This window comes from Synechocystis sp. PCC 7509, assembly GCF_000332075.2.
Taxonomy (GTDB): domain Bacteria; phylum Cyanobacteriota; class Cyanobacteriia; order Cyanobacteriales; family Chroococcidiopsidaceae; genus Aliterella.
Genome location: NZ_ALVU02000001.1, coordinates 2,716,307 through 2,741,572, shown reverse-complemented (window position 1 = coordinate 2,741,572; position 25,266 = coordinate 2,716,307). Strand labels below are relative to the sequence as shown.

The window sequence follows — 25,266 nt, the reverse complement described above, 5'->3', positions numbered from 1 at the left end:
TTACTACTTTTTGGATAGCTGTTTATTCAATTTTTAAGGTAAACGGCAAACGAGCATAAACGCCTCTGGGATCGTTCATTGATTGCAATACTTCTAGCTCTTGTTGGAGTTTTTTAAACTCCGCCGTCAGCAAATCTGGTGACTTGCTTATAGCCTCACCCCCTAATCTTACCCGCGCTTCGTTGCCCAATTGTCCAAGTAAACGTTGTTCAAAACTGCGGGCGGTGGGATACTCGGTGACTTGCCAATCGTTGCCTAACTTGGCTTGTTTAACGGCATAGGCGATCGCGGACTCAATACCACCAATTTCATCAACTAAACCAATCTCTTTTGCTGCTACCCCCGACCATACCCGCCCTTGGGCAATTTCGGCTACTTTTTGGGCGGGGATTTTGCGCCCTTCGGCAACTTTGCTCAAAAATAAACTATAAAGTCGATTGACAGAACTTTGATAAACTGCCAATTCTTGAGGAGACTTAGGACGAGCAACCGTTTGACTATCAGCAAGATTTGCCGTTTTGACTACATCCCAAGTAATGCCATTATTATTTGCTAGTTTTTGGAAGTTTGGCAACACTCCAAACACGCCTATAGAGCCAGTAATTGTATTTGGTTCGGCAAAAATACGTTTAGCATCGGTTGCAATCCAGTAACCACCACTCGCCGCCACATCACCCATAGAGACAATGACAGGTTTAGTTTTGCCGACAATTTTAATTTCGCGCTGCATCACTTCTGAAGCCGTCGCACTACCCCCCGGACTATTGACGCGCAAAACGATCGCTTTTACAGTTTTATCTTGCTGCAATTGGCGAAATAGACGCGCAAAGCGATCGCCTCCTACTTGTCCAACTCCACCTTGTCCATCCACAATCGTACCTTCGGCGTAGACAACGGCAATATGATTTTTTGAATTGCGCTCTACACCCAAGGATTTCCCAGAAACGCCAGCATAGTCTACTAAATTAATTTGTTTAAATGTTCGTTCGTCCGCTTTGCTACCCGTTAACTTTTTAAGTTCGCCCAAAACTTCGTCAAAATACCCTACTTCATCAACTAAACCATTACTTTTTGCGGCAGTAGCTTCTAGTAGTCCTTGATTATCGGCGATTTGTTGCAATTTATCTATACTTACCTTGCGACTCGTACTAACAGCACTTTGCCATTCTCCCCACACATCGCCTAATAATCTCTCAGTTTGCTGGCGGTTTTCTGGACTTAACTTAGTAAGTATTAGTGGTTCGACGGCGGCTTTAAACTTACCCACACGGATAATTTGAATCCCAATACCATATTTTTCTAAAGCTCCTGCCAAAAATATCGGCTGAGAACTTAAGCCGTTAAGCTCCATTGCTCCCAAAGGATTGATCACAATCTTGTTAGCTACGGAACTAAGATAATAATCTCGTTCGCTCCATTCCACATTGTAAGTAACAATCGTTTTTCCGGCGGCGCGGAATTTCTCTAAAGCGGATCTTACTTCTTTCAGGGTGGCAAACCCTGTGGTACTTTCTTCACTACTTCTACTGCCATCTAAATAAATACCGATAATTCGCGGATCGAGCCTAGCTTTTTCTAAAGTATTTAAGACAGTACGCAGCGTAACTCTATTTCTATCTTCTCCTGATAGGGCTTCTTGCAAAGCGGCGCTGCTGGTAGAGTTGGGCTTAGAATCGGTAATATTTAACGCTAAATCTAATACTAATACCGATTTGTTTTTTACTTGCGGACTGTTATCTTGAGAACCTACAGCAATTAGTAGTCCAATCAGTCCTATTGTCCCTAGTCCAAAGAAAATAAATAATCCTAGCAAGCTACCGATCGCACTTGTAAAAGTTTGTTTAATAAAATTACGCATTTTTGATATTCCTAGCAGGTAGCTAACAGCTAACCTTATTTTCCCAGATTGCTTCAAGTAAGATAGATTCCCAATCTAACTTAAACTTTTGCAAATTCGTAGGTTAGGCGACTTCTCTAACTTAACGCTTGCAAAACTGACGATGATTTTAGCTGTTCTATATTGGCATTTCCCGTACAAAATAATACTGTCGTGATTTCGGCAATCAATACCTCAACTAAGCTATCAAGCGCCGCTTCCGATTGAGCCGCCGCCGCTAAAAAGGGTAATGCCATCCCTCCAATATCTGCGCCTAGTGCTAAAGCTTTGGCGATATCTAAACCATGACGCAATCCACCAGAGGCAATGAGCGGGACTTTTGGCGCGGCGCTGCGAATGCTTGTAATACACTCCGCCGTAGGCAAACCCCAATCGGCAAAAGTCATTCCCAAACGCCTTTGTAATGGGGTTTCGGCTCTTTCACTTTCTACTTTTGCCCAAGATGTCCCTCCCGCGCCAGCGACATCAATTGCTTTTACTCCCGCTTCTAGGAGTTTTTTTGCCATTCCTGCCGAAATACCGTTACCTACTTCTTTAGCAATTACTGGTACGGGTAACTTTTCGCATAAAATCCCAATTTTATCAAGCAGACCACGAAAATTAGTATCGCCTGTAGTTTGAATACACTCTTGCAAGGGGTTGAGGTGCAAAATTAAGGCATCAGCTTGAAGCAAATCGACTATACGCAGACATTGATCCAAACCGTAGTTGTAGTTAAGTTGCACTGCACCTAGATTAGCAAATAGGAGAATATCAGGAGCGTGCGATCGCACAGCAAAGGTAGAAGCAACCATCGGCTTTTCTACCGCGACTCTTTGAGAACCTACACCCATAGCTATTTTATAGTGTTGGGCAACAGTAGCTAAACGCTGGTTAATAATTCCTGCTTCTTCTGTACCACCCGTCATCGAAGAAATTAATAATGGCGCTAATAGTTGTTTGCCCAAAAATGTTGTAGTTAAATCGATTTCGCTGCGATCTAGTTCGGGCAAACAGCAATGAGTAAAACGATAGCATTCTAATCCGTTAGTATTGGCGCGAAACTGCACATCCTCCTCTAGACAGATTCGCAGGTGATCGGCTTTGCGGGTTTGGGTTTGGTCGGGGGAGCTTATAGGCAATTTCACAATCGATCTTACTCAAAACAGGATAATTAATATTCTCTCAGCCCTTAGCACGTCCAAGATATAGAAGCATTTAGCGATTTTTTACCAATTGTGTTGATTTTGTAAAATGCTTATTTGCTACCAATAGGTCTGTGAAGAAGGAGACAAAATTAGTTAAAGTCTTCTCAGGCTATCTACCAGTCTAAGTATAAATTGGAGCTAAATTTAGTAATATGTACGATTGCATTATTGTCGGAGCAGGCCCCGCAGGTGGCACGGCTGCTTATCATTTAGCCAAAAAAGGGCGTTCCGTTTTAGTGTTAGAAAAAGAATCGCTCCCAAGATATAAGCCTTGTGGTGGTGGGGTTTCTCCGGCGATCGCCCAGTGGTTTGATTTTGACTTTTCCCCAGCAATTTCTGTCAAGGTTAATACTATTCGCTACACCTGGAAAATGGGCGATCCGGTACAAGCGCAATTAAATACACCAGAGCCAATGTGGATGGTAAGGCGCGATGTTTTCGACCATTTTTTGATCCAGCAGGCACAAAAACAAGGCGCAGAACTCAAAGACAGTACCGAAGTTAAGAGTATTGAGTTTAAAAACGATTCTTGGCAAGTTAATACTAGCAATGGCGAGTTTAGCGGACGATTTTTGATTGCGGCGGATGGCGCTAAAGGGCCAATGGCAAAGTTACTAGGCTTTAAAGAGCGTCAGCGCCGTTTGGGAGCAGCTTTAGAAGCGGAGGCTGTAGCCAAGGTAGAAAACAGTAATATTGCTCATTTTGAGTTTGGTATGGTCAAAAATGGCTATATTTGGAACTTCCCTAAAGCTGACGGTTACTCGATTGGGATTGGTACTTTTCGCGGGGGTGAAGGGCAAGATTTTAAGAAAATCTTAGGCGAATATAGTCATTTGTTTGGCATTGATATGAAAACTACCAAACAATACGGGCATCCTTTGTGTTTATGGGATGGAAATCAAAGATTGCATACGCAAAATGCAGTTTTAGCTGGGGAAGCGGCTTGTGTAGTCGATCCGATGACCGCCGAAGGGATTCGTCCCTCAATTTTTAGCGGTTTAAAGGCAGCAGAATCAATCGATCGTGCTATTGGTGGCGATTTGGATGCGTTGGAAAAATACACCCAAGTTATTACCGAAGAATGGGGATCGGAAATGATTTGGGCGCAGCGTTTGGCGGCGGTATTTTACCGAGTTCCCGGAATTGGTTACAGAGTCGGGGTTAAACGCCCTACGGCTACTCAACGGATGGGTAAAATTCTCTGTGGAGAGATGGGTTACAGCGAAGTGGCGGGACGCGCTCTTAAGCGTCTTAGTGGTAGTTTGATTCCTGGTATGGGCGGATAGTGTAGAGGGTGCGATCCCCCCTGACCCCCCTTAAAAAGGGGGGAAAATATCTATTAAACTTCTCCAGAAACGAGTCTGAAACCCTTGAAAACTCTAGGTCAAATCCTGAAATTTGGAGATATCTATTAGACCTATTGCTGTTGGTACGCCAAATAAACGGCTTCCAAAAATACATCCGGTTCAACGGGTGTAGGTAGTTTATCTAAGCCAATAATTGCTTTAGTCTGCTTGGCGAGTTGCAAACTTACCTCCTTTTTTGCTTTTGGGGTCATTTGCGATCGTCGCTGGAGATAGTCGCGGATAGTGGCAAATTCATCGGGTAATAGTTGACTAAAATTAGCCTGACTTTGTTGTAATTGCATCGCTATTTCCTGCGCCTTACTAGATACGGGAAAACTTGCAGAGTTGGTTGAAACTTCGGTTTGAATAACTATAGTTCCCGCTAATAAATCCCCTAACCGTTTTTCTTTTTTTGTCAGCATAATTAACAATGCTCCAACAAAAAAAGTATCATCAACACTACGGATTAAGGCTCTTAAAGTGGCTTGTTGCAGTCCGATTAATCTGCCATCATCTTGAATAACGCGAATTTTTGCTAACCGTTTTCCCGGCGTTTGTCCTTGCCACAAAGTCTCAAAAAAGACAAAATAGCCAGTGTAAATTGCAAATATAGTTATAAATGCGATCGCACCTAACCATAGTTCTATATTCCGAGTCCCAAAAAAACTACCCCAACTTCCCACTAATAAACTAGAAATTACCCAGATAATCAGCAAAAAGCCGATTAAAATCGCCGCCAAAACATTGTAATCAATTACCAATGCCCAAGCCCGACTACCAATCCCTGCTAAAGTAAATTCTAATTCTACGCTTTCGGGCGTTTGGTGAGTAACTCGATTAAAAATGTGCATAAATAAGTTAAATATTGCGATCGCGTAAATTTAATCCTAACCCTTCTTTTTGGGTTCGCAAGTCGTAGTAAACTACTGCTTTAACTGTCTGCCAAAAAGGTAATTGTATAGCACCTACTACGATACTCAAGCAAAGACTTAAAATAATAAGTAGCAGATTAATTATTTGGGCTTTGTTGATTATTCCGCCTAGCAAAAATTCAAATATCCTACGAACAATAACCGCTAAAAGTATCCAAGCTGATAAAGGATAGGTAATTAAAAAACTACCAGTAAAATCTTGAAACATTAAATAGTAAACGCTCCCTGACAAAGCTAATAAAGGCAAAGTAATTAAAAAAGCTACACAATAAATCAAGAGAATGTTACTGCCAAAATCTTTAGTTAGCTTCCAACTACGACGAATAGTTGAAGTTGCATTAATATTATCTTCAATTGCTAGGGGTAATTCAGATATAACAAATCGTATCAGGAGCAACATCGACCCAATAGTGCTAATTATTACCATGATTATACTAATAACTGTATTAGTAATTTCACCTGGCTGCAAGCTTGAAATTGATCCACTAAATACTAAAACTATAACCGTAAATATAATAGCAAGTACAATTAGTAAAACAATCCAGATACTTAGAGCAATAAAGGCGAGTAATACGGATGTAACTAAAAACTGCCATAGTTTAGAATTTACATATTTTTCCCCACCACTGATAGTTTCAGGTTGATTTGTTAATTCGCTATAAACTAAACGAGAAATTAGCGCCGAAATTGCAAAAAACTTCGCCCAACCATAAACCGGAACTAGCAACCAAAAATAAGCCTTAAACGCCAACAAAAAGTAAGGTTTGAAACGATTTTTAAAAAGTTGAAAGGCAGTTGTAACAACGTTACCAACATTTAAAAGCTGCAATGAATTTTGAGCCATAATAGTTTTTATGTTAAATATTGCGATCGCGTAAGTTTAAACCTAAGCCTTCTTTACGAGTCCGTAAATCATAGTAAATTACGGCTTTAACGGCTTGTGTAAAAGGCAACTGTACAGCACCTAGCGCAAAATTTAAGCCCAGATTCAAAATAACCAGGGGTAAGCTAAGAATTGATTGTTGTTCGATTAAGACGGCAAAGGAAGATTGAAGGGTTGCACTAACAACCTGCCCTAAAATTAATATGGGAAGGGTAATTAATAACGCTACAAAAGAAATTAATAAAATGCGCCCTACAAAGCCCTTAGTTAACTCCCAACTACGACTGATAGTTGAAGTCGCATTAATATTATCTTCAATTGCTAAAGGTACTTCATACACATAAAAGCGGACTAAAATCAACAAAAATACTACAAAAAGGGCAATAAAAGCGATCGCAGCAATAACAAAAGCGATCCCTGTAAGCGCACCATTACCTCCAGTGGAGAAAACTAACCCACCAAACACCGCCGCAATCCCCGCAGCGATCGCAAACACAATGTACGCACCGACAACAATCAAGCCTAAAATTATAGCTGCAACTAAAAACTCCCACAGCTTAGAATTGACATATCTCGTCCCGTCCTTAATTGTTTCTGGTTGATTTACTAACTCGCCGTAAACCAAACGAGAAATCAGCGCCGAAGTTGCACAAAACTTCGCCCAACCATAAACCGGAACTAGCAACCAAAAGTAAGCTTTTAGTGCTAATAGAAAATAAGGCTTAAAACGATTTTTATAAAGTTGAAAGGCAGTAGTAACAACATTGCCAACATTTAGAGGCTGCGTAGAACTCAAAGCCATAACAAGTCTCCGGTAATTTTATATCTATCTAGGGGAATAGCGCTATCTTAAGTTAGCAAAGTCTTATTGACCACAAACTTAATGAACATTCAACGTTGGATTGCCAGACGAGAAACAGACTGGAAGCGTCTAGATGCCTTGCTAGGGCAGGCAGAGAAAAAAGGGATTAAATCGCTAGAAGCTGAGGAAATAGCCACCTTAGCAAGCTTGTATCGCTCGGTAGCCGCAGATTTTGCCCGCGCTCGTACCCAACAAGCGGGAACTTTAATTACCCAAAATTTACAATCATTAACAACTCGCGCCTACAACCAAATTTATCAGGGTTCAAGGCGACAAGAATGGCAAGCGGTAAAAGAGTTTTATCGCACTGGCTTACCGTTGTTAATTCAGGAAACATCAGGCTATATTGCCTTGGCGACAGGGATATTTTTATTTGGGAGTGCGATCGCCTGGTGGTATGCTTGGCAAGATCCGGCATTTTTGCCCCTTGTAGTGCCGCAGGAATTAATTACTAAGGTTCGAGACAAACACGAGCTATGGATGGGTTCAATTGTAGGGATTGAGCCATTAGCTTCTAGTGGTATCACAGTCAACAATATTTCTGTATCCTTTGCAGCGATAACTGGAGGATTGAGCGCCGGATTATATACAGCCTATATTATGGGCTATAACGGCTTAAGTATTGGGGCGATCGCTACTTTAGTTGGTCAAAATAATTTAGCTTATCCCTTTTGGGCGTTTGTCTTTCCTCACGGTGCTTTGGAATTACCAGCGATATTTTTTGCTGGCGGTGCGGGGTTATTAATTGCTAAAGCCATTTTGTTTCCTGGTAAGTATCGCCGCTTGGATGCTTTGCGCTTTTATGGTTCTAAGGCAGTACAGTTATTATTTGCTGTCGTGCCAATGTTAGTTATTGCTGGTACTATTGAGGGTTTTTTTTCCCCTAGTCCCAGTGTCAACCCCGCCATTAAATATTTAGTGGGAATTATTATATTTACACTTTTAGTTTTGTATTGCAGCCAGAACAAGAGGGAGTTTGCACCTTAGAAATTATTTGCCAATACAAAAACGGCTGAAAATTCGGTCAAGCACTGATTCTGTGACTTCTTCCCCAGTAATTTCTCCCAAGGCTTGAATTGCTCCCCTTAAATCTATTGTCCAAAAATCTAGCGGTAAGGTGTCAGTTACAGCTTCAATTACTTGTTGTAACGAAATTTTGGCTCGTGTCAACGCCGCCGCTTGTCTTTGGTTAATTGCTAAATCCATATCCGCAGATTTGACGCTTCCCGTTTGTACGGTAGTCAAAATTGCTTGTTCTAATCTCTCAATACCTTTATTTTGCGCCGCCGCCGTCTCTACCGTCAGCGTAATATTGTCGGGTAGTTGAGGTTTGGTTTCTACTAAATCAATTTTATTAATTACTAAAATTACCGGACGATGTTGTACTGAGGTGTAGATGTCTGCGTCTTCCTCTGTCCACCCTGCAAAAGCATCTATTGTCAGCAATACCAAGTCTGCACCTTGAGCGCTGGTAAGACTTCTTTCTACACCAATTTTTTCAACTTTATCGCTTGTCTCTCGGATTCCCGCCGTGTCTAATACTTGCACCGGAATACCGCCAACAACTAGCTGAGACTCTACTACATCGCGGGTTGTACCGGGTAAATCTGTAACGATCGCCCGATCGCATTTACTCCACGCATTTAGTAAGCTAGATTTACCTACGTTTGGTCTACCAACTATAGCTATTTTCAATCCACTGCGTAAGAGTTCGCCTCGGTTAGCTGTTTCTAGAATTTCACCTACTTTTACTAATAATTGGCTAATTTTGGCTGTAATATCTTCAATATTAAGGGGTGGCAAATCTTCCTCAAAATCAATCCGCGCTTCAATCTCAGCTAATATATCTAAGCAAGTAGCGCGTAATTGAATAATAGGCGATCGCAAGAACCCTTCTAATCCCATTAAAGCCGCCTGTGCTGCTTGGGGAGATTTTGCCCCTACTAAATCGTTAATGCTTTCAGCTTGAGTTAAATCCAGCCTTCCGTTTAAAAACGCTCTTAAAGTAAATTCTCCTGGTTGCGCCAACCTAGCACCAGCTTCTAAACATAGTTGCAAAACTTGCTGTACTGCCATAATTCCCCCGTGACAGTGAAACTCTATTACATCCTCGCGGGTGTAGGAGCGGGGAGAGAGCATAATTAGTAGCAATGCCTCATCAATTAATTGCTGCGTCTTGGGATGGCGAATATAGCCGTAAACAATACGGTGGGATTCCCATACTTGCGTACCGGGAGATTGAAAAATCTGTTGAGCAATTTTGTACGCCGTAACTCCCGATAAGCGGACAATTCCCACACTACCTTGAGTCGGAACAACCGCCGTGGCGATCGCAGCTATAGTTTCATTAGTTGCCAGCATTTAAAATATCTATCCTAGCTATAAGTGACGAAGTGCGATCGCGTTAAACGAAGTTTTATAATCAAAAACAGTTACCAATACAACAATTTTCGTACTTTTATATGCCAGAAACTACGATTGACTGTGCTACCGCCTGTATTAATGGCTGTGTTTTAGGCGATAAATGCCCCAACTTAGAATACAAGCAAGAGTCAGCAAAATTTATTCAAGAAACTTCCTTAGATCGGATGTTAGAAATTGCCGAAGAAAGGCTGAGGAAAAAAATGACCGAGCCGCCCAAGTGGGTTTATCCTGAAGAATAGTATAAGCCGATTAAATATATTAATCTAAGTAGAGACGTTGCAGTGCAACGTCTCTAGCATTGGTTTAAAGATTTCGTAAAATCATTGTTTCAGCAACGCCAAAGCGCGATCGCCTGTTTAATTTAGCTCAAATATTATCTGTATCTATACCTAATTCGCGCAATTTGGCGGCTAAGATTTCTACTCTTTGAGTTTGTTGTTGAGCAACTTCCATCGGTGTCGCAACTAACAACCCAACTACTGTAAAAAAGCGTAATTTTTGCTCGTGAATACCTAAATACAGTTCTAACTGCTGACTCCACATCCAGCCTTGATCGTTTGGTTCTATAGGCTGATACGTGCTGTCTATTAAACGAAATCCGGCAAATTCTAAACTCTCTGGATCGAACCAAAAGTATTCTGGAGTATGGAAAGTATCTTGATAAATCTGCTTTTTTAAGCCTCGATCTACTTTAGCTGTTGAGTCAGACAATAATTCGATAATTATATTAGGATACAAGCCGTTTTCATGCCAAACTACCCAACTTTTACGAGGTTTGCGCTCTGTGCCTAAAACGACAAAAAAGTCTGGGCCCCGAAAATCCTCACTTTTGCGCTGCCGTTGGCTGTAGTAAATAGTTAAATTACCTACAGCATAAAAATCGTTTCGGTCTTGCCAACACAATTCAAGGCACTGTAACAGTAGGATAATTTGCCGCAAATGCAATTCGGTTTCCAATGGTGGCTCGTCGCTATCTAATTCTCCTGGAGGAAAGATAACATCTTCGGCGGTACTTTCAATAATTTCAAAGTCTTTGGCAACAGACATAACTACTTTTTAGGTACAGATTGCTGCTTTGAGTTTAGCAAGCATCGCCTTTCTTGGAAAACAATAGGGGAGGCAAAGCCACACCCTATTTTTTCCGCCTAATTATCTCAGTGTTCCTGCTTGGCAGTCGCGCAGCCAAGTTTTTACAGCTTGAGCAACAGAGCCATTACTGCTTTCTCTTGGTGGCGTGGGTGGTTGAGAGTTAGGATAAGTCCCCGTCCGCGAAAACATAAATGCCAACCGCCAACCGCCCGTTGTTTGGGTCAAAAATAGCCAATGATACTGTTGCAATTGAACTAATTTTCCAGTGCTGTATTGGCGCTCTAGAGTTGTGATAAATACTTGCTGGGGCTGCTCGGAAACTGGTAACGTTGGCAAATACTCCCTAGGGCCAAGAGATAAAGGGGCAAATTCTGCTTTTCCAGCTATCAGCACGTAACTATAAATATCTACGCTGCGTTTTAAACGGCGAGACTTTTGATTGACGCGATTAGTATAGCTGGGTAAGTCTTTGACTAATTGGGTTGTGAGGGTTTCTATATCTTGTTTTTGGCAGTTAGATAAAGGAACTTGAGCCTTCGCACCACAATCTGTAAGCGATAAAATACAAGCTACAATCCCTAGTAATTTCATGCTTGGGCTATTTCGTCACAAATGCGCTGCCAAGCTGCTTTAGGGTCAGCCGCCGCCGTAATGGGACGACCAATAACTAAATAATCTGCTCCTAATGCGATCGCTTGAGCGGGTGTCATACTGCGCTTTTGATCTCCAGTTTCTGCCCAAGTTGGGCGCACACCAGGACAAACTAGCAAAAAATCTTTACCGCAACTATCTTTTAGTTGTGCTACTTCTTGAGGCGAACAAACTGCCCCTTCTAGCCCCGATTCTTGCGCCATTAAAGCCATTTGCAAAGCGTATTCTGGCAATTCTAAAGGAATTTTCAAGTCAAAGGCAAGTTGCCGCGATGACAGGCTGGTTAATACGGTAATGGCAATTAATCTAGTTGGTGCAACCCCAGATTCTTGAGCGCCTTGTTGAATTGCTTTGTGGGCTAACTTCAGCGCTTCTCTACCACAGGTACTATGAATAGTGAGTAAATCTACCCCGTACCGCGCCGCCGCCCGACTTGCTCCGGCAACGGTATTCGGAATATCGTGCAGCTTGAGGTCTAAAAACACTTGTTTTTGCCGTTCTTTGAGGATTTTTACCACTTTAGCGCCAGTGCTAACGAATAACTCCAAACCTACTTTCCAAAAAGTAACTTCTGGCAACTTGTCGATTAATGCGATCGCATCTGTTTCGGTAGCAACGTCTAGCGGCACGATGATTTGAGATAAAGGCATAGTAAATTATTACGGTACTAAGCGGATAAATTTGGTTTTGCCAAACTGTAAAACCTTGTCATACAAAAGATTGGGTTCATCAAATGCTAAATCAGCTTGCTCGATTTTTTCTCCATCTAAGCGGATAGCGCCCCCCTGAATTTGCCTTCTAGCGTCTCCATTACTTTTACACAAGCTGCTCCCACTTAAAATATTTGCTAACTTGGTGGGAAACTGGATTGAGGAAAGGGAAAACTCTGGTACAGAATCCGATCGCGTCGTACTACCACTGGTTATTGATAAAGCTGCGCTTTGAGCTTGCTGGGCGGCTTCTTTACCGTGATATTGAGTAACAATATCAAGAGCTAGGAGTTTCTGGCGATCGCGCGGATTTGCTGGCAATTGGTCTAAAGATAAATCTGTTAATAGCTCAAAATACTGCTCTAGCAAGCTATCAGGAGTTTTTTCAAGCTTTGAGTACATAGTTAACGGATCTTCCGATAAGCCTACATAATTGTGCAGCGACTTAGACATTTTCTGTACGCCATCTGTCCCTAACAAAATTGGTGTTAATAACCCAAATTGGGGAGTTTTACCAAAATGTTTTTGTAAGTCTCGCCCTACAGCAATGTTGAATTTTTGGTCTGTCCCGCCTAATTCTACATCCGCATCAATTGCCACTGAATCGTAGCCTTGCATCAACGGGTAAAGAAATTCGTGCAGATAAATCGGGTTTTCTTGTGTAAAGCGATCGCTAAATCCTTCTTTTGCCAACATCTGTCCTACTGTCATCGTTGACAACAATCCTAAAATTTCTGCCAAATCTAGTTTTGCCAACCACTCAGAGTTGTAACGTACTTCCAACCTTCCGGGCGTATCAAAATCTAAAATTGGTCGAACTTGGTCCAGATAATTTTGGGCATTTTGGGCTACTATTTCCTCGGTTAGCTGACGGCGTACCTCAGATTTGCCCGTCGGATCGCCAATTCTGGCAGTAAAATCGCCAATAATCAAAACTGCTGTATGTCCCGCATCTTGAAAAGCTCTTAGTTTCCGCACTGGTATACTATGACCAAGGTGAATATCTGCCCCCGTTGGATCGATGCCCAATTTTATCCGCAAAGTACCAGTAGTTTTAAGCAGCTTTTCGAGGTTCTCTTGGGGATTATTACTATCGGTGCGATCGGGGAAAATCTCACTCGTCCCCCGACGCAGCCAATTATTACTTTTGGTTGCAAGTTGGGAAATGGCTTTGATATTGGTTGTTTCTAGGTTTTGCATCCGCCTAAAAGTCAATTTTTTTAATACTTCCAAATCACTTATTGGCGATTTTTTAGCTAAATTAAGTACATTCACTAGCAATTTACTGATATTGTTTGCCTCGTCAAACTACTATAATTGCAAAAATTAACTCTATTGTCGCTGGAAATCTGAAGAAGATTTCTTTCCCCAAATATTAAAAAATCCTTTGTTACTACCGTTACCCGTCCTAATTATTAAAGTGAGGAAGTTACATAACTGTGTCATCTAGTATTATTCACAAAAAAGATAAAGGTTCTAGTCCTAGTTTTAAGTTTGTTAAAGATATTACCAAAGTAACGGGGGGAACTCTCCTAGCAATAACAATGTTAGGAAGTGCGATCGCCGCCGGGGGATTAGTTGGTTTAGCCCTCAGTTTCCGTAACTTGCCCGATGTCAGAGTTTTACGCACCTATATTCCTGCCGAGACGAGCTATATTTACGACATCAAAGGCAAGCTTTTATCTAGTATTCATGGAGAAGCTAACCGAGAAGTTGCACCCCTAGATAAAATTTCCCCGGACATAAAAAGAGCCGTAATTGCGATCGAGGATAGCAATTTTTATTACCACAAAGGCATTAACCCCATTAGTGTAGGACGGGCGCTCGTAGTCAACTATCAAAAAGGTTCGGTTAGAGAAGGTAGCTCAACATTAACTATGCAGTTGATGAAAAATGTCTTTCTCTCTCGCCAGCGTACTTTTAGCCGCAAACTCGCCGAGGGAGTGCTGGCAATCCGGATCGAACAAATTTTGACCAAAGACCAAATTTTAGAATTGTACCTCAATCAAATTTATTGGGGTCACAACAACTACGGCGTACAAACTGCCGCCCGTAGCTATTTCAACAAATCGGCAGGAACTTTAACTTTAGCCGAATCAGCAATGATGGCAGGTTTAATCAAAGCCCCCCAAGATTACAGTCCGTTTGTGAACAGGAAACAAGCCATTGAGCAACAACATACGGTGTTGCGACGAATGCGCGATTTAGGCTGGATTACACCCCAAGAAGAAGCCAAAGCCCGCGCCCAAAAAATTACACTAGGCAAGATTAAATCGTTTCAAGGTAGTGCAAGTCCTTACGTGACTAATGCAGCTTCCACCGAGTTAATCAAACGTTTTGGGCGTGACGCAGTTTTAAAAGGTGGAATGCGGGTACAAACTACAATTGATGCCAAAATGCAAACTATGGCAGAAGAAACAGTAGTTAATTCCCATCGCCGATTGCGCCGTCAAGGTGTCCGTGCTGACCAAATGGCGCTCGTAGCCATCGATCCGCGCACGCATTTTATTAAAGCGCTGGTGGGAGGTGTAAATCCCAAGAAGAGCGAATTTAACCGTGCCATTCAAGCTATCCGTCAACCGGGTTCGGCTTTTAAACCCTTTGTTTACTACACAGCTTTTGCCACAGGCAAATACACCCCTAATTCTATTGTTTCCGATACCCCCGTCCGGTATCGAGAAGCTAGTGGTTATTACTATCCCAAAAACTACGATAGTTCCTTTAGCGGCGCAATGTCGATTCGTAAAGCTTTAGAAGTATCGCGCAATATTCCGGCGATCAAAATTGGGCGGGCGGTAGGAATGAATAAAGTGATCGAAACTTGCCGGACTTTGGGTATTAATAGCCCGATGGAGCCTGTAACCTCTTTGCCTTTAGGTGCAATTGGTGTAACTCCTCTAGAGATGGCTAATGCTTATGCCACTTTGGCTAATTATGGTTGGAAATCAGAGCCTACGGTGATTGTCCGTGTTACCGATAGCAATGGCAATGTTTTATTAGATAATACCCCCAAACCTCAATTAGTCCTCGAACCTTGGGCTGCCGCTTCGCTAACCAGTGTCATGCAAGGCGTAATTAATAACGGTACGGGAAAAGCTGCCCAAATTGGTCGCCCCGCCGCCGGAAAGACTGGAACAACATCTTCCGAGCGGGATATTTGGTTTGTGGGCTACGTGCCACAATTAGCAACGGCTGTATGGGTAGGAAATGATAACTATCGTCCGTTGGGTTATGGTTCTACTGGTGGTACTTTTGTTGCTCCGATTTGGCGGGACTTTATGACCAAAGCTTTGAAAGGTACGCCCGCACAAAACTTCCGTCCGGCTTCGGATTTCGATCGCCCTCGATAATCGTAGAGACGTTGCAGTGCAACGTCTCTACACTCCCTTTTCTAACTCAGCTTTCATCCGCTCTAAAGTAGAGTTCATCTGATCGAACATTTGCTGCGGCGTAACACCAAATTGATTTAGCTGAGTTTTAAGTTGTTCTACCGTCATCTGAGCCATAAAATCTTCTGATAACTCAAAGCGTTTCATAAAAATTTTATAGCGCTCCATCATTGATTCCATTTGTTCGATAAACAGCTTTTTGCCGTCGCGGTCAAATTTGCCGTAACTATTACCCAGCTTTACTAAAGCTTGGTATTCTTCAAATAGTTGTTTGGCTTCTTGTTGGACTATCTCAGAATCAAAAAATCCCATAGCGCTTTTGGATAACAAAGGTGCGATCGCCCAAAATATTTTCACTTTGGCGTTTAATATCATTCTAGTCTAGACTTAAGGTTTGGCTTAAATATCTCGATCGGTGAGATTTCTACACTTGACTAATAAACAATTTTGTGTATAATCAATCTTGCTGGAGAAGAATTTAGAGTTGCCGAAACATGAGCGATCGGTCAAAAAGTCGAAAAATTGCCGCAGTTTTAGCTTTGACGGGAACTATCAGCCCGATTGCTGGATGGCATAAGTTTTATCTAGGTCAGCCTTTGTGGGGAGTAGTATACTTGCTACTATCTTGGACACCTATACCTCGTGCGGCTAGTGCTATTGAGGGTTTATGGTACTTGTTGCAAAATGAAGCAGAATTTGACGATAATTTTAACCAAAATGGGCAAAATTACTCATCTAAAGTAGTGACAGAGCCAAATAATGTTAAAACAATTTCTGAGGACCTGCGTCAGTTAGACGGTTTGCGGGAAGACGGGCTAATTTCTGAATACGAGTTTGAGCAGAAACGCCGCCAAATGTTGGATAAAATTGATTGAGAAGCTATTTATAATCAACCAAATCATGCAATGGCTACCCTCAGCGCAATCAATTCGCACTAAATTATTAAACGATCCTTATTATCGGCTACAGTCAAGGGCAGAAATTGCGATCGCCGCAGATTTAGGCATTCAAATTGATGTGAATAAAGCCAAGGTAGACGATTGGTTGCGGCTTCCTGGGTTGTCTATTCATCAAGCGCGGAACTTGGTGCAATTATGTCAAGCGGGAGTACAATTTTGCTGTATAGAAGATATTGCCGCAGCTTTGAGTATTTCTGTCCAGCATTTGCAACCTTTAGTCCCGGTACTCAAGTTTTGTTACTACGATGAAATTCTCACCATTGCCCCTCTTAGCCCAAATATTGCCACCATTGAGCAATTAACAGAAATTCCTGCCATTGATTTGCGTTTAGCTCAATCTATAGTTCACAATCGAGATTTACAAGGTGCGTACCGCAACTTAGTAGATTTTCAACGGCGGCTATCGCTACCTGGGGCTTTAATTAGCCAGTTGATGTATTACCTACAGTTTTAAACAAAACCGATGCGACTAAGCGGCCAAAAACGAAAAGTTGCCCGCCCAATGATATTTTCCTCCGGTAAAAAGCCCCAAACGTGAGAATCGTTACTATCGTTGCGGTTATCGCCCATCACAAAAACACTATGTTCGGGAACTTGCTGGGGTAATAAGCGATAAGCCGGAGGTTCGGCAATATAGTTTTCTTGTAGGGGATGGTTGTTTAGATATACTTTGCCATTGGTAACGCCTACGGTTTCTTCGGGAGTGGCAATCACGCGCTTAATAAAGGCTTGTTCTTTATCATAGGCAGCTTGTAATTGTTGGGGAGTATGGAAAACAATAATATCTCCCGTCGCGGGTGGGTGAAAATGATAGGAAAGTTTTTCTACTACTAAGCGATCGCCTGTGTGCAAAGTAGGTAGCATAGAATCCGAGGGAATATAGCGAGGTTCGGCAACAAAGGCACGGATTAGCAGCGCTAAAAACAAAGCAATAAAAATTAGCTGAAAATTCTCTTGCTGGGAGCGCCAAACCCGTAGCCATAAAGGCGCTTCTATTGATTTTTGGTCTTTTGATGTCATATAAAAATTACTTTGCCCATGAAAGCGACTAGCTTTTGTATTGCTCAAACAGCAATTCTATCAACTGGTTAAGATTTATTGCCCATAGGTTGGGCGCAAAAAAATAGCTAACAACTTTAATTTTAAGGGAGTTTGAGTCTCAAAGTAGAATAAAAAGCCAGTAGATCAAAAAATATTGGTTAAAAAGTCTCCAATTAGAGACTTTTTAGTAACTGTGTGCTTTTCGCTCTTAAAGGTAGATCAAAGGGTTTTATAGTGAGAAAAGACTTCGCACTTCTTCCTAAAAAGTATCTACGCTAACGGCTAAGTTGAGCGGCGGCTAGTATCTGGTGAATCCTCACCAATATCTCTCGCTCGTCCACTCCAACGTGTTTTTAGATCGCGCTTTCGCGACAAACGTACAACTTCTCTGCCGCTTTCAGTTTCCTTTTTGCGTAAGTCTTCAAATATTGCGTCTAGGTCATAATTGAACGACTTTGCATACGCTTCGCGGATTTGGTGGATTTCTTCAACAATTTCATCTTGCCACATGACCTAATATCCCATCAGTTCGTTTGGTGTGCAGAGGACAGGCAGTACATAGCCAGAATCGAGACTAATCTCCGCCAACTTTCCCTGGATTTGAGCATTCGCAATATGCTTACAATTCCACGTTAGCAGATAATCCATGCCGTGAATGGTGGCGGCGGCAATGTGAATTGCGTCAATTTTTGCTTTTGGAGGTAAGTTGCTTCGAGTCAGGAATTGTGCCGCTAAACCTTGTACAGCAAGATTTAGGGATAACAAGGAAAAACTCTGCAAAATTTCTAGTCGTTGAGCCGCAATCGCTGGATCTCCTAGTGCTACTTCCTCTAAAACCGCCTCTGAAGTGAAGAGGGTAAAGGTATTTCGACGAGACTCCCACCAGTCTTTAGTTATTTCAATATTTGCAGCCATAATCAGGTCTTTTGTCCATCTAGCTGTGAGATAGCCCAAAATGCTAGTTTCAATATATATACTTTCGCTCATGCCAAGTTCATAAATTGCCAAAGATTCTTTTGAGCAACTTGAGTTTACCGTAATTTCCAACCAAGACTAAAATTTCGGCTTCCTCGTTGCATACCCGAAAAAGCGATCGCACTTCGTCCCAGAAAGTATTTATACAAACGTTGCCTATTACCCGCCGCAGATAACCTCTGTTATCGCCAATTAACTCTCGGCGGTTGGCGTGTATGGGTGTTGTTATGCAGCGTCTTTCAACATCTCAAGTCTATGGGTAACAGAGCTAAGAAATCAACAATTCTGCTACGATCGCATCAATTTTACTAAAAAAACTCGCAAGCCTCTTAAAAATGTGCCTATTTGGGAACGGTTGATGCGTCTTGCTTACCTATTTGCGATCGCGAAGCGCTACTACAAGCAGATCGCACTTCAAATAATCAAGGGCGGACTCAATAAGCGTATCGGTTAAGTATAACGTTGAAAGTTAGCGGTGGTGAGTGAATTTTAGCACCTCAAGCGCGACCGCCCCAATGACCTAAACTTCCCACTAATTCCAGCACAAACAACCCCAACCCCAGCCGCAACTAACAGATCGCACTGAAACTGACCCTCACCAAAATACTTGAATCCTCTGGCGGCATAACGACTGAGCTATCAGGGGCGCGAACAGTAATTGGAAAAAGTCCAACTGACAGGAGCCGTTCGAGCGTCTCTTGCATAGTGTTGTTATGCAGTAGTTAGTACCCTAATAGTCCAGCCAGAAAATAATCCTCACCTCCTTTGGATTTCCTAATTTTAGGAGTTCTTCAATAAACCAATCTATACAGCCAACAAACTCACGATAAGTTTCCACCCAAGAAATTTCTGTCCTGCCTTCCCCGTCGAATATATAGATTCCCTCATCCTCTGGAAAGTTCTCAGGAAAAGAAGATAAATCACCAAACAATAAAGCATACTGACTCTTTACATAACCTATCCAAGGGGGAAATTTTCTGTCCCAATCATAATCATTGACTTCTTGAACTAGAAACCAAGTAAGATACTGCTGATTGGTATGGAATAGAGCATTTTTTATTGCCGACTTATTACTTTCTGGATATTCATTGTAGCCAAAATATTTTTTATAAATAAGATTCAGATCATTAGGAAAGCCGCGAGGTTCGGATAATGGTACTATCGGTTCAGTATGCCAGAGTGGATACATACCCCAACGCTCATATCCAGCAAGAGCAGCATATAGTTCATACGCTGTCCCAGGGCTTACACAAGGAATTGGAATTTCCTTGCCTTTTGAGAATTTAGGTGTAGGAATCGGCTTCCATTGATCATTTCGCCAAATTTCTGCGTAAAAAGCACCGCTTCGACTCATAAATCTTACGTATTATTCTTGTAATAAACTAACTAAGCAGTAACATTTTCTAAAATCAGGCAGAAAAACTATTCATTATACTGAAATTTTGCACATAATCTTTTGACAAAGCACAATATACAAGCATCCTAGTCATTTTTAGGCATGATAAGAAGAAATTGTCTGTATAACATCCATATTTGGAAAGTATACGGAATTTTTCTGCGTATCCACCTTGTAAGCGGTGTTATACGGAAAACTTATTTAATAAATCTTGAACTGTTGAGGCGAAGTCTTTTTAACTAATTAGAATTATAAAAAGACTCCGCACTTCTCCCATCAGTGTATTGCTAGTTTTTCTATATTTATTAAATTAACTGCAACCATTAGGCAATCTGTTGCGTCCTAGGTTCAGGAATAGGTTCGCCTTCTGCTTGCCAAGCTTCCAAATACATTTCAATAATTTCTTCACCGTTGTGAATTGCTTCCTCACGATTTTTGCCATGAGTACAAGGCATTACAACAAGATCGGCAAATTCTGGAATCGTAACTAGGAAAAGCCGATCTTCATCAGACCATTGAACAATCATGCTGTACCGATTCATAAATCCTCGTCCTCCCTTAACTCTTCTAGTGCAGCAAGTAAATTTGCTAGTTGTTTTTCTAGGTAAAGTGGCACATCATCTCCATCTTTGCCAGAGATTGTCAGTGTTTTTCTAAGTTGAGGATGCCGCCAACGCTCATGGCTACCTTTACCGCGCTTGGGCAAGTAAATAAATCCTTCACGCGCAATCTGAGATTTTAACTCGCGAATCTTCCTGGGCGTGGAGATTGTTTTGGTGTTCCATCCTATTTTCTCACTATACGGAAAAATTCGGTAATAGAGCTTGAAGTGTTTAAGCGATCGCATTTTAACTAATCAGCACTTTAAAAAGACTTTATCCTCAACTTAATACTTTTATTTTTGGATGCGCGATCGCATTTTATAACCAAAGTTTCAACTCACCGCATAGCTTGTAAATTGGCGCATGAAAGGCGGCTGAAATCCTAAGACAATATCTTTTTTAGGTACGCCCAATTCTACTAACTCTGAGGCAATGTCTGCTTCTGTTGCATTCCACTGAATCCAAATTTTATCGTTTTTAATATCAATATGAATTATGCAAGTATGTATCCAGCGTTGTTGATGCCATCCTATATGCACAATTTGATAGTGGTTTCGTTCTACATCAAAAATTGTTTCTACTTCAATTTCTCCATAAGCAGGCTTATATTGAGCATATTTTGAAAGTAGCTGTTGTACGTGCTGCTGGTATATTTTTATTCTCTCCATTCAACAATGACCTCACTTTCTGGCTCGTAAATAACTAATTTGACTTGATTTTCTTGCATTATCCACTGCGGAAAATCTAACTGAAAAAATGTATTGTATGTAGTTAGAGGTACAGCTAAATATAACAAGCGATTTGGGTCTTCTTTCCTCAATGCTCCACGATAATTAATGAATTGTCCTAGCGCCATGTGAAAGCCAGAAATTGCTGAGGAATATTCTAAAAAACTTTTGACTTCTACTGCTATTTTTACATCATCTTTTTCTGCCGCAATCATCTTTTCAGCCCCTAAGTCAATTGCCATATTCACACCACCAGAGCTAATCGACAAGGGATCGTGAGTTATAGTCCATCCATCTTTTTGCAATGCAACTTTAACTACTTGATGAAAAACATCTCTCACAAATCGCCTTAGTTAGATAGTATCAAATAGTTTTATGGTAGGGCGAAGTCTTTGCAACTAATAAGCACTATAAAAAGACTTCGCACTTCTTCCCAGAAAGTATTTACACTAACGTTCCTGTTGAGCGGCTGTAAGTAACCTTTGTAATACCATTAATATATCCACTCCAACAGGCTTGCTATATTGCATATTCATCACTTAATATCTGATAAAATCATAAGTAAGATTTGCAACTTTGAATTGCTACTGCTACCATTCTTCTGAATCATATGTTCTAAGATACTGAATATAATGATTAGGAGATTTGAATCCAGGTGGCAAATATACATATGTAAGCTTCCCTTGTTCAAAAACAGGAAAAAACCTTGAAGCTTCTGTTTGAGCTACTGAGCTAGAAAGTTCCTCTTCAGTAATAAGTTTAAGCTCCTCGTCAGTAGGCAAATTATCGATTTTTTCTAAGCTATTTTCGTTGAAATGCCTTAATCCCTCTGCCAAACTTGCAAAACAAAAAATTGAGGGAGGATTAGCTTTAGCTTTAAATAACTCATTATATAAAAATGAATTTAGGTATCTCTTACCTTTAAATACTGTGTAGTAATCTAAATCATTAGTAATAATCCATATTTTTTCTGAGCCTCTTGAGAAATTCAAAAATTGCTCCCAAGATATTTGGTCGCCTAAAGGATCATTAGGTTTACCTGGGGGATTACCTAACTCTTTTCTAAGCCTTGCTGCTTGAAATTCAGGCTCAGATGCTTCTAGAGCGCCTTCAAAAAGAAGGGAAAAAGTGCGTGAAACTTGATCGTTAGAAAACATTATTTCTTCAAGCGTTTTGTGTATTAGAGCTTCAAGCTCTTTCTGGAGAGCTTCTTGTTCTTGATGTATCTTCTTACTTTGGCTGTTCCAGCTTTGTAAGTTTGTACTTTCCATTTCTAAATGTTCGGGCAAATTGCTTGATTTAATATTGGATAAGTTAGTAAAATGATTTATCAAGCTCTTCTGAGCTATTCCAAGCTTATTCCTGTTGACTTCATTAACAATTTGTGCATTTATAAATAAACTATTTTTACTCTCTAAAAGAGAACAAAGTAATTTTTTTAGCTCTGGCTTATTACTATCAAAAAAATTCAAGTATATGTTTGCATCAATAAATATTTTTTTCATACTTAGCTACAAAGTAAATATAATAAATTACAAAGCCATGTAACTATTGATTATAATAAAAATCTCCACACAATCTTTTACTTCATGTTTCTGTAGTATAAGTGTCACATTCCTTTACAGGCATAATATGCAGATTTTTTCTAATACCTATAGACCAAATCAGCTATGTTTATTAATTAAAAAAGCCCCCAATTGGAGGCTCTTTTATAGTTAGTTTTGCAGCGATTATAGCAAGTACAACAAGCCGAACAAAATAATCCACACTACGTCTACAAAGTGCCAATAAATTTCGGCAGCTTCTACGCCAAAGTGCTTTTCGCTGCTGTAGTGTCCAGCCTTGCGACTTCTCCATAATACGGCGGCGATCGCACTCACGCCGATAAATACGTGCAATCCGTGAAACCCTGTTAAAACGTAAAAGGCACTAGCAAACAAGTTTGTAGTTAGGGTAAATTCTAAATGGCTGTACTCGTATAGTTGCCCAACTAAGAAAATTGCCCCCATTGCGGCGGTAATTGCCAACCATTTTTGCATTCCTTTAACGTCGTTTTTCTTCACCGCGACATCAGCGTTGTGCATGACAAAGCTGCTAGAAATTAGCAAAACTGTGTTAACTCCAGGTAGCAACAATTCTAAACGCGGTGTTCCTGCGGGGGGCCAAACAGGTAATATAGAACGGAAAGCTAGGTAAGCGCCAAACATTCCTAGAAAAATCATCCCTTCGGCAACTAAAAATATAATTAAGCCAAAAATGCGGTGGTCGGGGTGTTCTGCGTGGTGTCCGGCTACTTCCGCCGTATGGTGATGATTGAGTTCCGTTTTAGCTGGATCTATAGTTTGAATTTGCATGAATCTTTTACTCAATAAGGTAATTAAGTTAAAAGCTAAAAGATGATTAATAAAGAATCCATCTTTTAGCTTTTATTTATTTGCGATCTTCTGGATTAGCAGCCACAGAGGGATCGGGATCGGCTCGTAATACAGAGCTTGGCCCTGCTGCTAAAGCTGGCTCTCGTTCATCGGCTAATGGTACATCTACAGCTTTTTTGTTGTTCATGCCGTAGTCGTAAGGGCCGGTAGCTAGTACAGGAAACCCATCAAAGTTTTCAATGGCTGGAGGTGAAGTTGTCATCCATTCCAAAGTTAAGGCTTCCCAAGGATTATCGCCAGCTTTTGGCCCGTAGTGCCAACTCCAAATTGCATTAATTATGAAGGGGAAAGTAGAAATTGCCAGCAAATACGCGCCCATTGTACAGATAAAATTTAGCGTTTCGTACTTGGGATCGTACATGGCAATCCGGCGGTTCATACCCATCATGCCTAATTTGTGCATGGGTAAAAAGGCAAGGTTTAGACCAACGATTGTTAAGGCAAAATGAACTTTACCCCAAAATTCGTTAATCATCCGCCCTGTAACCTTCGGAAACCAGTGGTAATAACCTGCATAGATGCCTAATACACTACCGCCAAACAGTACATAGTGCAGGTGAGCGACTACAAAATAAGTATCGTGGACGTGGATATCAAAGGGGACAGCAGCTAACATTACGCCACTGATTCCACCAATTACAAAGATTCCCACAAAGCCCATTGCAAACAATAAAGCACTATTTAAGCGGAGTTTGCCGCCCCACAAGGTCGCCAACCAGCTAAATATTTTAATGCCTGTAGGTACGGCGATAATCATGGAGGTAATCATGAAAAACATCCGCAACCAGCCGGGAATACCGCTAGTAAACATATGGTGCGCCCAGACTATTAAGCCCAAAAAGCTGATAGCTAGACTGGAATAAGCGATCGCTTTGTAGCCAAATATGGGTTTACGCGCGTGGACTGGTATAACTTCCGAAATTACCCCAAAAAACGGCAAAATCATCAGATATACGGCGGGGTGGGAGTAAAACCAAAACATATGTTGGTAAACTACTGGGTCGCCGCCACCAGTGGGGTTAAAAAACGTTGTCCCCGCCAGCAAGTCAAACGCCAACAAGATTAAAGCGCCAGCTAATACCGGAGTTGATAACAAAGCTAAGGCAGAAGTAGAAAACATTGCCCAACAAAATAAGGGCATTTGAAATACTCCCATTCCTGGGGTTCGCATTTTCAGCAGTGTAACTAGGAAGTTTAACGAACCCAAAATTGAGGATGTCCCCAGTAATAGCAAGCTCATAATCCAGATGGCTTCGCCTACTTGCCCTGTTACTAGGCTCAAAGGCGGGTAGGAAGTCCAACCAGCGTCGGGCGCATCGCCAATAGCTAAACTTGAAACTAGCAATAATCCTGCTGGGGGAACCATCCAAAAAGCTACGGCGTTTAACTTGGGAAATGCCATATCTTTCGCCCCAATCATGAGCGGAATTAGATAGTTAGCAAATCCTGCTCCGGCGGGAACAATCCAGAGGAAAATCATTACCGTAGCGTGGAGTGTAAACAAGCTGTTGTATACTTCGGCGCTGACAAAATCTAGGTCTGGGGTTTTTAATTCGGTGCGAACTAAATCCGCCATCAATCCACCGATACAGTAAAAGACAAAGGTTGTAACTAAATACTGAATGCCAATTACTTTATGGTCGGTGTTGAAGGTAAAGAAATCGCGCCAATTTCTATTGGCTGCGTCTTCATTATGAGCGGGTATGTTGGCTCTTTCTTGTAACTGTGCTTGAGTCATAGAAATTTATGTCAAATTTTGC

At 41.3% G+C, this 25,266-nt stretch carries 28 protein-coding genes; 6 read left to right on the top strand and 22 right to left on the bottom strand.

The window, feature by feature from the left end; translation table 11 throughout:
• Positions 1-22 precede the first annotated feature (22 nt).
• Complete coding sequence (gene sppA / locus SYN7509_RS0213700; protein WP_009633269.1) at positions 23-1,858, bottom strand: signal peptide peptidase SppA; 1,836 nt, start codon at positions 1,856-1,858, stop codon at positions 23-25.
• A 116-nt stretch (positions 1,859-1,974) separates the two neighbouring features.
• On the bottom strand, positions 1,975-3,024 hold the full coding sequence (gene fni, locus SYN7509_RS0213695; protein ID WP_009633268.1) for a type 2 isopentenyl-diphosphate Delta-isomerase: 1,050 nt from the start codon (positions 3,022-3,024) through the stop codon (positions 1,975-1,977).
• A gap of 212 nt (positions 3,025-3,236) precedes the next feature.
• Here fni and SYN7509_RS0213690 point away from each other — a divergent pair, with 212 nt between their 5' ends.
• A complete protein-coding gene (locus SYN7509_RS0213690) occupies positions 3,237-4,370 on the top strand; it encodes a geranylgeranyl reductase family protein (RefSeq protein WP_009633267.1) in 1,134 nt (377 codons plus the stop codon).
• A 131-nt stretch (positions 4,371-4,501) separates the two neighbouring features.
• Here SYN7509_RS0213690 and SYN7509_RS0213685 read toward each other — a convergent pair whose 3' ends face one another.
• From SYN7509_RS0213685 to SYN7509_RS0213675, 3 genes are read right to left on the bottom strand one after another with little or no spacing between them, the layout of a single operon-like run.
• A complete protein-coding gene (locus SYN7509_RS0213685) occupies positions 4,502-5,281 on the bottom strand; it encodes an RDD family protein (protein ID WP_009633266.1) in 780 nt (259 codons plus the stop codon).
• Between the two features lie 7 nt (positions 5,282-5,288).
• A complete protein-coding gene (locus SYN7509_RS0213680) occupies positions 5,289-6,206 on the bottom strand; it encodes a hypothetical protein (protein ID WP_009633265.1) in 918 nt (305 codons plus the stop codon).
• Between the two features lie 13 nt (positions 6,207-6,219).
• Positions 6,220-7,047, bottom strand: a complete 828-nt coding sequence (locus tag SYN7509_RS0213675; protein ID WP_009633264.1) for a hypothetical protein — start codon at positions 7,045-7,047, stop codon at positions 6,220-6,222.
• Positions 7,048-7,128: 81 nt separating this feature from the next.
• Between SYN7509_RS0213675 and SYN7509_RS0213670 the strand changes: the two genes are divergently transcribed.
• Positions 7,129-8,094: a stage II sporulation protein M gene (locus tag SYN7509_RS0213670; RefSeq protein ID WP_009633263.1), complete on the top strand. Its 966-nt coding sequence runs from the start codon at positions 7,129-7,131 to the stop codon at positions 8,092-8,094.
• Positions 8,095-8,097: 3 nt separating this feature from the next.
• Here the strand turns inward: SYN7509_RS0213670 and mnmE are convergent, their stop codons facing one another.
• Positions 8,098-9,465, bottom strand: coding sequence for a tRNA uridine-5-carboxymethylaminomethyl(34) synthesis GTPase MnmE (gene mnmE / locus SYN7509_RS0213665; RefSeq protein WP_028954309.1), 1,368 nt, complete (start codon positions 9,463-9,465; stop codon positions 8,098-8,100).
• 104 nt (positions 9,466-9,569) lie between these two features.
• On the opposite strand from mnmE, the gene SYN7509_RS0213660 reads away from it, so the two are divergent.
• Positions 9,570-9,770 (top strand): hypothetical protein, encoded by a 201-nt coding sequence (locus SYN7509_RS0213660; RefSeq protein ID WP_009633261.1) that lies wholly within the window; start codon positions 9,570-9,572, stop codon positions 9,768-9,770.
• Positions 9,771-9,897: 127 nt separating this feature from the next.
• Here SYN7509_RS0213660 and SYN7509_RS0213655 read toward each other — a convergent pair whose 3' ends face one another.
• The 4 genes from SYN7509_RS0213655 to tyrS form a co-directional block, all read right to left on the bottom strand.
• The gene (locus SYN7509_RS0213655) at positions 9,898-10,578 is read right to left on the bottom strand and encodes a Uma2 family endonuclease (RefSeq protein ID WP_009633260.1); all 681 of its coding nucleotides are present in this window, start codon (positions 10,576-10,578) and stop codon (positions 9,898-9,900) included.
• Between the two features lie 102 nt (positions 10,579-10,680).
• Entirely contained in the window at positions 10,681-11,211 is a 531-nt protein-coding gene (locus tag SYN7509_RS0213650) for a hypothetical protein (protein ID WP_009633259.1), read from the bottom strand.
• On the bottom strand, positions 11,208-11,921 hold the full coding sequence (pyrF, locus tag SYN7509_RS0213645; protein ID WP_009633258.1) for an orotidine-5'-phosphate decarboxylase: 714 nt from the start codon (positions 11,919-11,921) through the stop codon (positions 11,208-11,210). Before pyrF ends, SYN7509_RS0213650 begins: the two co-directional genes overlap by 4 nt.
• 9 nt (positions 11,922-11,930) lie before the next feature.
• Positions 11,931-13,181 (bottom strand): tyrosine--tRNA ligase, encoded by a 1,251-nt coding sequence (gene tyrS, locus SYN7509_RS0213640; protein ID WP_038021675.1) that lies wholly within the window; start codon positions 13,179-13,181, stop codon positions 11,931-11,933.
• A gap of 239 nt (positions 13,182-13,420) precedes the next feature.
• Between tyrS and SYN7509_RS0213635 the strand changes: the two genes are divergently transcribed.
• Complete coding sequence (locus tag SYN7509_RS0213635; RefSeq protein WP_009633256.1) at positions 13,421-15,331, top strand: transglycosylase domain-containing protein; 1,911 nt, start codon at positions 13,421-13,423, stop codon at positions 15,329-15,331.
• A gap of 27 nt (positions 15,332-15,358) precedes the next feature.
• On the opposite strand, the gene SYN7509_RS0213630 is transcribed toward SYN7509_RS0213635, so the two are convergent.
• Entirely contained in the window at positions 15,359-15,682 is a 324-nt protein-coding gene (locus SYN7509_RS0213630) for a DUF1825 family protein (RefSeq protein ID WP_028954306.1), read from the bottom strand.
• 182 nt (positions 15,683-15,864) lie between these two features.
• On the opposite strand from SYN7509_RS0213630, the gene SYN7509_RS0213625 reads away from it, so the two are divergent.
• A complete protein-coding gene (locus SYN7509_RS0213625; RefSeq protein WP_009633254.1) occupies positions 15,865-16,245 on the top strand; it encodes an NINE protein in 381 nt (126 codons plus the stop codon).
• Between the two features lie 25 nt (positions 16,246-16,270).
• Positions 16,271-16,783, top strand: a complete 513-nt coding sequence (locus SYN7509_RS0213620; RefSeq protein ID WP_009633253.1) for a ComEA family DNA-binding protein — start codon at positions 16,271-16,273, stop codon at positions 16,781-16,783.
• Here SYN7509_RS0213620 and lepB read toward each other — a convergent pair.
• The 11 genes from lepB to ctaD all read right to left on the bottom strand — a co-directional run bounded on the left by lepB (position 16,780) and on the right by ctaD (position 25,244).
• A complete protein-coding gene (gene lepB / locus SYN7509_RS0213615) occupies positions 16,780-17,349 on the bottom strand; it encodes a signal peptidase I (RefSeq protein WP_009633252.1) in 570 nt (189 codons plus the stop codon). The genes SYN7509_RS0213620 and lepB overlap by 4 nt on opposite strands.
• Before the next feature lie 303 nt (positions 17,350-17,652).
• A complete protein-coding gene (locus SYN7509_RS0213610; protein WP_009633251.1) occupies positions 17,653-17,880 on the bottom strand; it encodes a hypothetical protein in 228 nt (75 codons plus the stop codon).
• Between the two features lie 3 nt (positions 17,881-17,883).
• Entirely contained in the window at positions 17,884-18,357 is a 474-nt protein-coding gene (locus SYN7509_RS0213605) for a type II toxin-antitoxin system VapC family toxin (RefSeq protein ID WP_009633250.1), read from the bottom strand.
• Between the two features lie 718 nt (positions 18,358-19,075).
• Positions 19,076-19,699 (bottom strand): hypothetical protein, encoded by a 624-nt coding sequence (locus SYN7509_RS0213600; protein WP_009633249.1) that lies wholly within the window; start codon positions 19,697-19,699, stop codon positions 19,076-19,078.
• Between the two features lie 365 nt (positions 19,700-20,064).
• On the bottom strand, positions 20,065-20,283 hold the full coding sequence (locus tag SYN7509_RS0213595; protein ID WP_009633248.1) for a type II toxin-antitoxin system HicB family antitoxin: 219 nt from the start codon (positions 20,281-20,283) through the stop codon (positions 20,065-20,067).
• The gene (locus SYN7509_RS0213590) at positions 20,280-20,588 is read right to left on the bottom strand and encodes a type II toxin-antitoxin system HicA family toxin (RefSeq protein ID WP_009633247.1); all 309 of its coding nucleotides are present in this window, start codon (positions 20,586-20,588) and stop codon (positions 20,280-20,282) included. The genes SYN7509_RS0213595 and SYN7509_RS0213590 overlap by 4 nt, the downstream gene beginning before the upstream one ends.
• A gap of 87 nt (positions 20,589-20,675) precedes the next feature.
• Positions 20,676-21,011: a XisI protein gene (locus tag SYN7509_RS0213585; RefSeq protein ID WP_009633246.1), complete on the bottom strand. Its 336-nt coding sequence runs from the start codon at positions 21,009-21,011 to the stop codon at positions 20,676-20,678.
• Complete coding sequence (locus SYN7509_RS0213580; protein ID WP_009633245.1) at positions 20,999-21,412, bottom strand: element excision factor XisH family protein; 414 nt, start codon at positions 21,410-21,412, stop codon at positions 20,999-21,001. The genes SYN7509_RS0213585 and SYN7509_RS0213580 overlap by 13 nt, the downstream gene beginning before the upstream one ends.
• Before the next feature lie 249 nt (positions 21,413-21,661).
• Positions 21,662-22,576, bottom strand: a complete 915-nt coding sequence (locus tag SYN7509_RS0213575; protein ID WP_009633244.1) for a PIN domain-containing protein — start codon at positions 22,574-22,576, stop codon at positions 21,662-21,664.
• A 225-nt stretch (positions 22,577-22,801) separates the two neighbouring features.
• On the bottom strand, positions 22,802-23,425 hold the full coding sequence (locus tag SYN7509_RS0213570) for a cytochrome c oxidase subunit 3 (RefSeq protein ID WP_009633243.1): 624 nt from the start codon (positions 23,423-23,425) through the stop codon (positions 22,802-22,804).
• A 76-nt stretch (positions 23,426-23,501) separates the two neighbouring features.
• On the bottom strand, positions 23,502-25,244 hold the full coding sequence (gene ctaD / locus SYN7509_RS0213565; protein ID WP_009633242.1) for a cytochrome c oxidase subunit I: 1,743 nt from the start codon (positions 25,242-25,244) through the stop codon (positions 23,502-23,504).
• Positions 25,245-25,266 lie beyond the last annotated feature (22 nt).

What these genes read in the sequence shown, in the direction of transcription:
- SYN7509_RS0213685 (WP_009633266.1), bottom strand. Translation starts at nt 5,281, where the DNA reads ATGCACATTTTTAATCGAGTTACTCACCAAACGCCCGAAAGCGTAGAA.
- sppA (WP_009633269.1), bottom strand. Translation starts at nt 1,858, where the DNA reads ATGCGTAATTTTATTAAACAAACTTTTACAAGTGCGATCGGTAGCTTG.
- SYN7509_RS0213680 (WP_009633265.1), bottom strand. Translation starts at nt 6,206, where the DNA reads ATGGCTCAAAATTCATTGCAGCTTTTAAATGTTGGTAACGTTGTTACA.
- SYN7509_RS0213585 (WP_009633246.1), bottom strand. Translation starts at nt 21,011, where the DNA reads ATGGAGAGAATAAAAATATACCAGCAGCACGTACAACAGCTACTTTCA.
- SYN7509_RS0213625 (WP_009633254.1), top strand. Translation starts at nt 15,865, where the DNA reads ATGAGCGATCGGTCAAAAAGTCGAAAAATTGCCGCAGTTTTAGCTTTG.
- ctaD (WP_009633242.1), bottom strand. Translation starts at nt 25,244, where the DNA reads ATGACTCAAGCACAGTTACAAGAAAGAGCCAACATACCCGCTCATAAT.
- SYN7509_RS0213655 (WP_009633260.1), bottom strand. Translation starts at nt 10,578, where the DNA reads ATGTCTGTTGCCAAAGACTTTGAAATTATTGAAAGTACCGCCGAAGAT.
- SYN7509_RS0213575 (WP_009633244.1), bottom strand. Translation starts at nt 22,576, where the DNA reads ATGAAAAAAATATTTATTGATGCAAACATATACTTGAATTTTTTTGAT.
- tyrS (WP_038021675.1), bottom strand. Translation starts at nt 13,181, where the DNA reads ATGCAAAACCTAGAAACAACCAATATCAAAGCCATTTCCCAACTTGCA.
- SYN7509_RS0213610 (WP_009633251.1), bottom strand. Translation starts at nt 17,880, where the DNA reads ATGTGGCAAGATGAAATTGTTGAAGAAATCCACCAAATCCGCGAAGCG.
- SYN7509_RS0213620 (WP_009633253.1), top strand. Translation starts at nt 16,271, where the DNA reads ATGCAATGGCTACCCTCAGCGCAATCAATTCGCACTAAATTATTAAAC.
- SYN7509_RS0213600 (WP_009633249.1), bottom strand. Translation starts at nt 19,699, where the DNA reads ATGAGTCGAAGCGGTGCTTTTTACGCAGAAATTTGGCGAAATGATCAA.
- SYN7509_RS0213690 (WP_009633267.1), top strand. Translation starts at nt 3,237, where the DNA reads ATGTACGATTGCATTATTGTCGGAGCAGGCCCCGCAGGTGGCACGGCT.
- SYN7509_RS0213590 (WP_009633247.1), bottom strand. Translation starts at nt 20,588, where the DNA reads ATGCGATCGCTTAAACACTTCAAGCTCTATTACCGAATTTTTCCGTAT.
- SYN7509_RS0213570 (WP_009633243.1), bottom strand. Translation starts at nt 23,425, where the DNA reads ATGCAAATTCAAACTATAGATCCAGCTAAAACGGAACTCAATCATCAC.
- lepB (WP_009633252.1), bottom strand. Translation starts at nt 17,349, where the DNA reads ATGACATCAAAAGACCAAAAATCAATAGAAGCGCCTTTATGGCTACGG.
- pyrF (WP_009633258.1), bottom strand. Translation starts at nt 11,921, where the DNA reads ATGCCTTTATCTCAAATCATCGTGCCGCTAGACGTTGCTACCGAAACA.
- SYN7509_RS0213605 (WP_009633250.1), bottom strand. Translation starts at nt 18,357, where the DNA reads ATGAGCGAAAGTATATATATTGAAACTAGCATTTTGGGCTATCTCACA.
- SYN7509_RS0213660 (WP_009633261.1), top strand. Translation starts at nt 9,570, where the DNA reads ATGCCAGAAACTACGATTGACTGTGCTACCGCCTGTATTAATGGCTGT.
- SYN7509_RS0213650 (WP_009633259.1), bottom strand. Translation starts at nt 11,211, where the DNA reads ATGAAATTACTAGGGATTGTAGCTTGTATTTTATCGCTTACAGATTGT.
- SYN7509_RS0213630 (WP_028954306.1), bottom strand. Translation starts at nt 15,682, where the DNA reads ATGGGATTTTTTGATTCTGAGATAGTCCAACAAGAAGCCAAACAACTA.
- SYN7509_RS0213670 (WP_009633263.1), top strand. Translation starts at nt 7,129, where the DNA reads ATGAACATTCAACGTTGGATTGCCAGACGAGAAACAGACTGGAAGCGT.
- SYN7509_RS0213595 (WP_009633248.1), bottom strand. Translation starts at nt 20,283, where the DNA reads ATGAATCGGTACAGCATGATTGTTCAATGGTCTGATGAAGATCGGCTT.
- SYN7509_RS0213675 (WP_009633264.1), bottom strand. Translation starts at nt 7,047, where the DNA reads ATGGCTTTGAGTTCTACGCAGCCTCTAAATGTTGGCAATGTTGTTACT.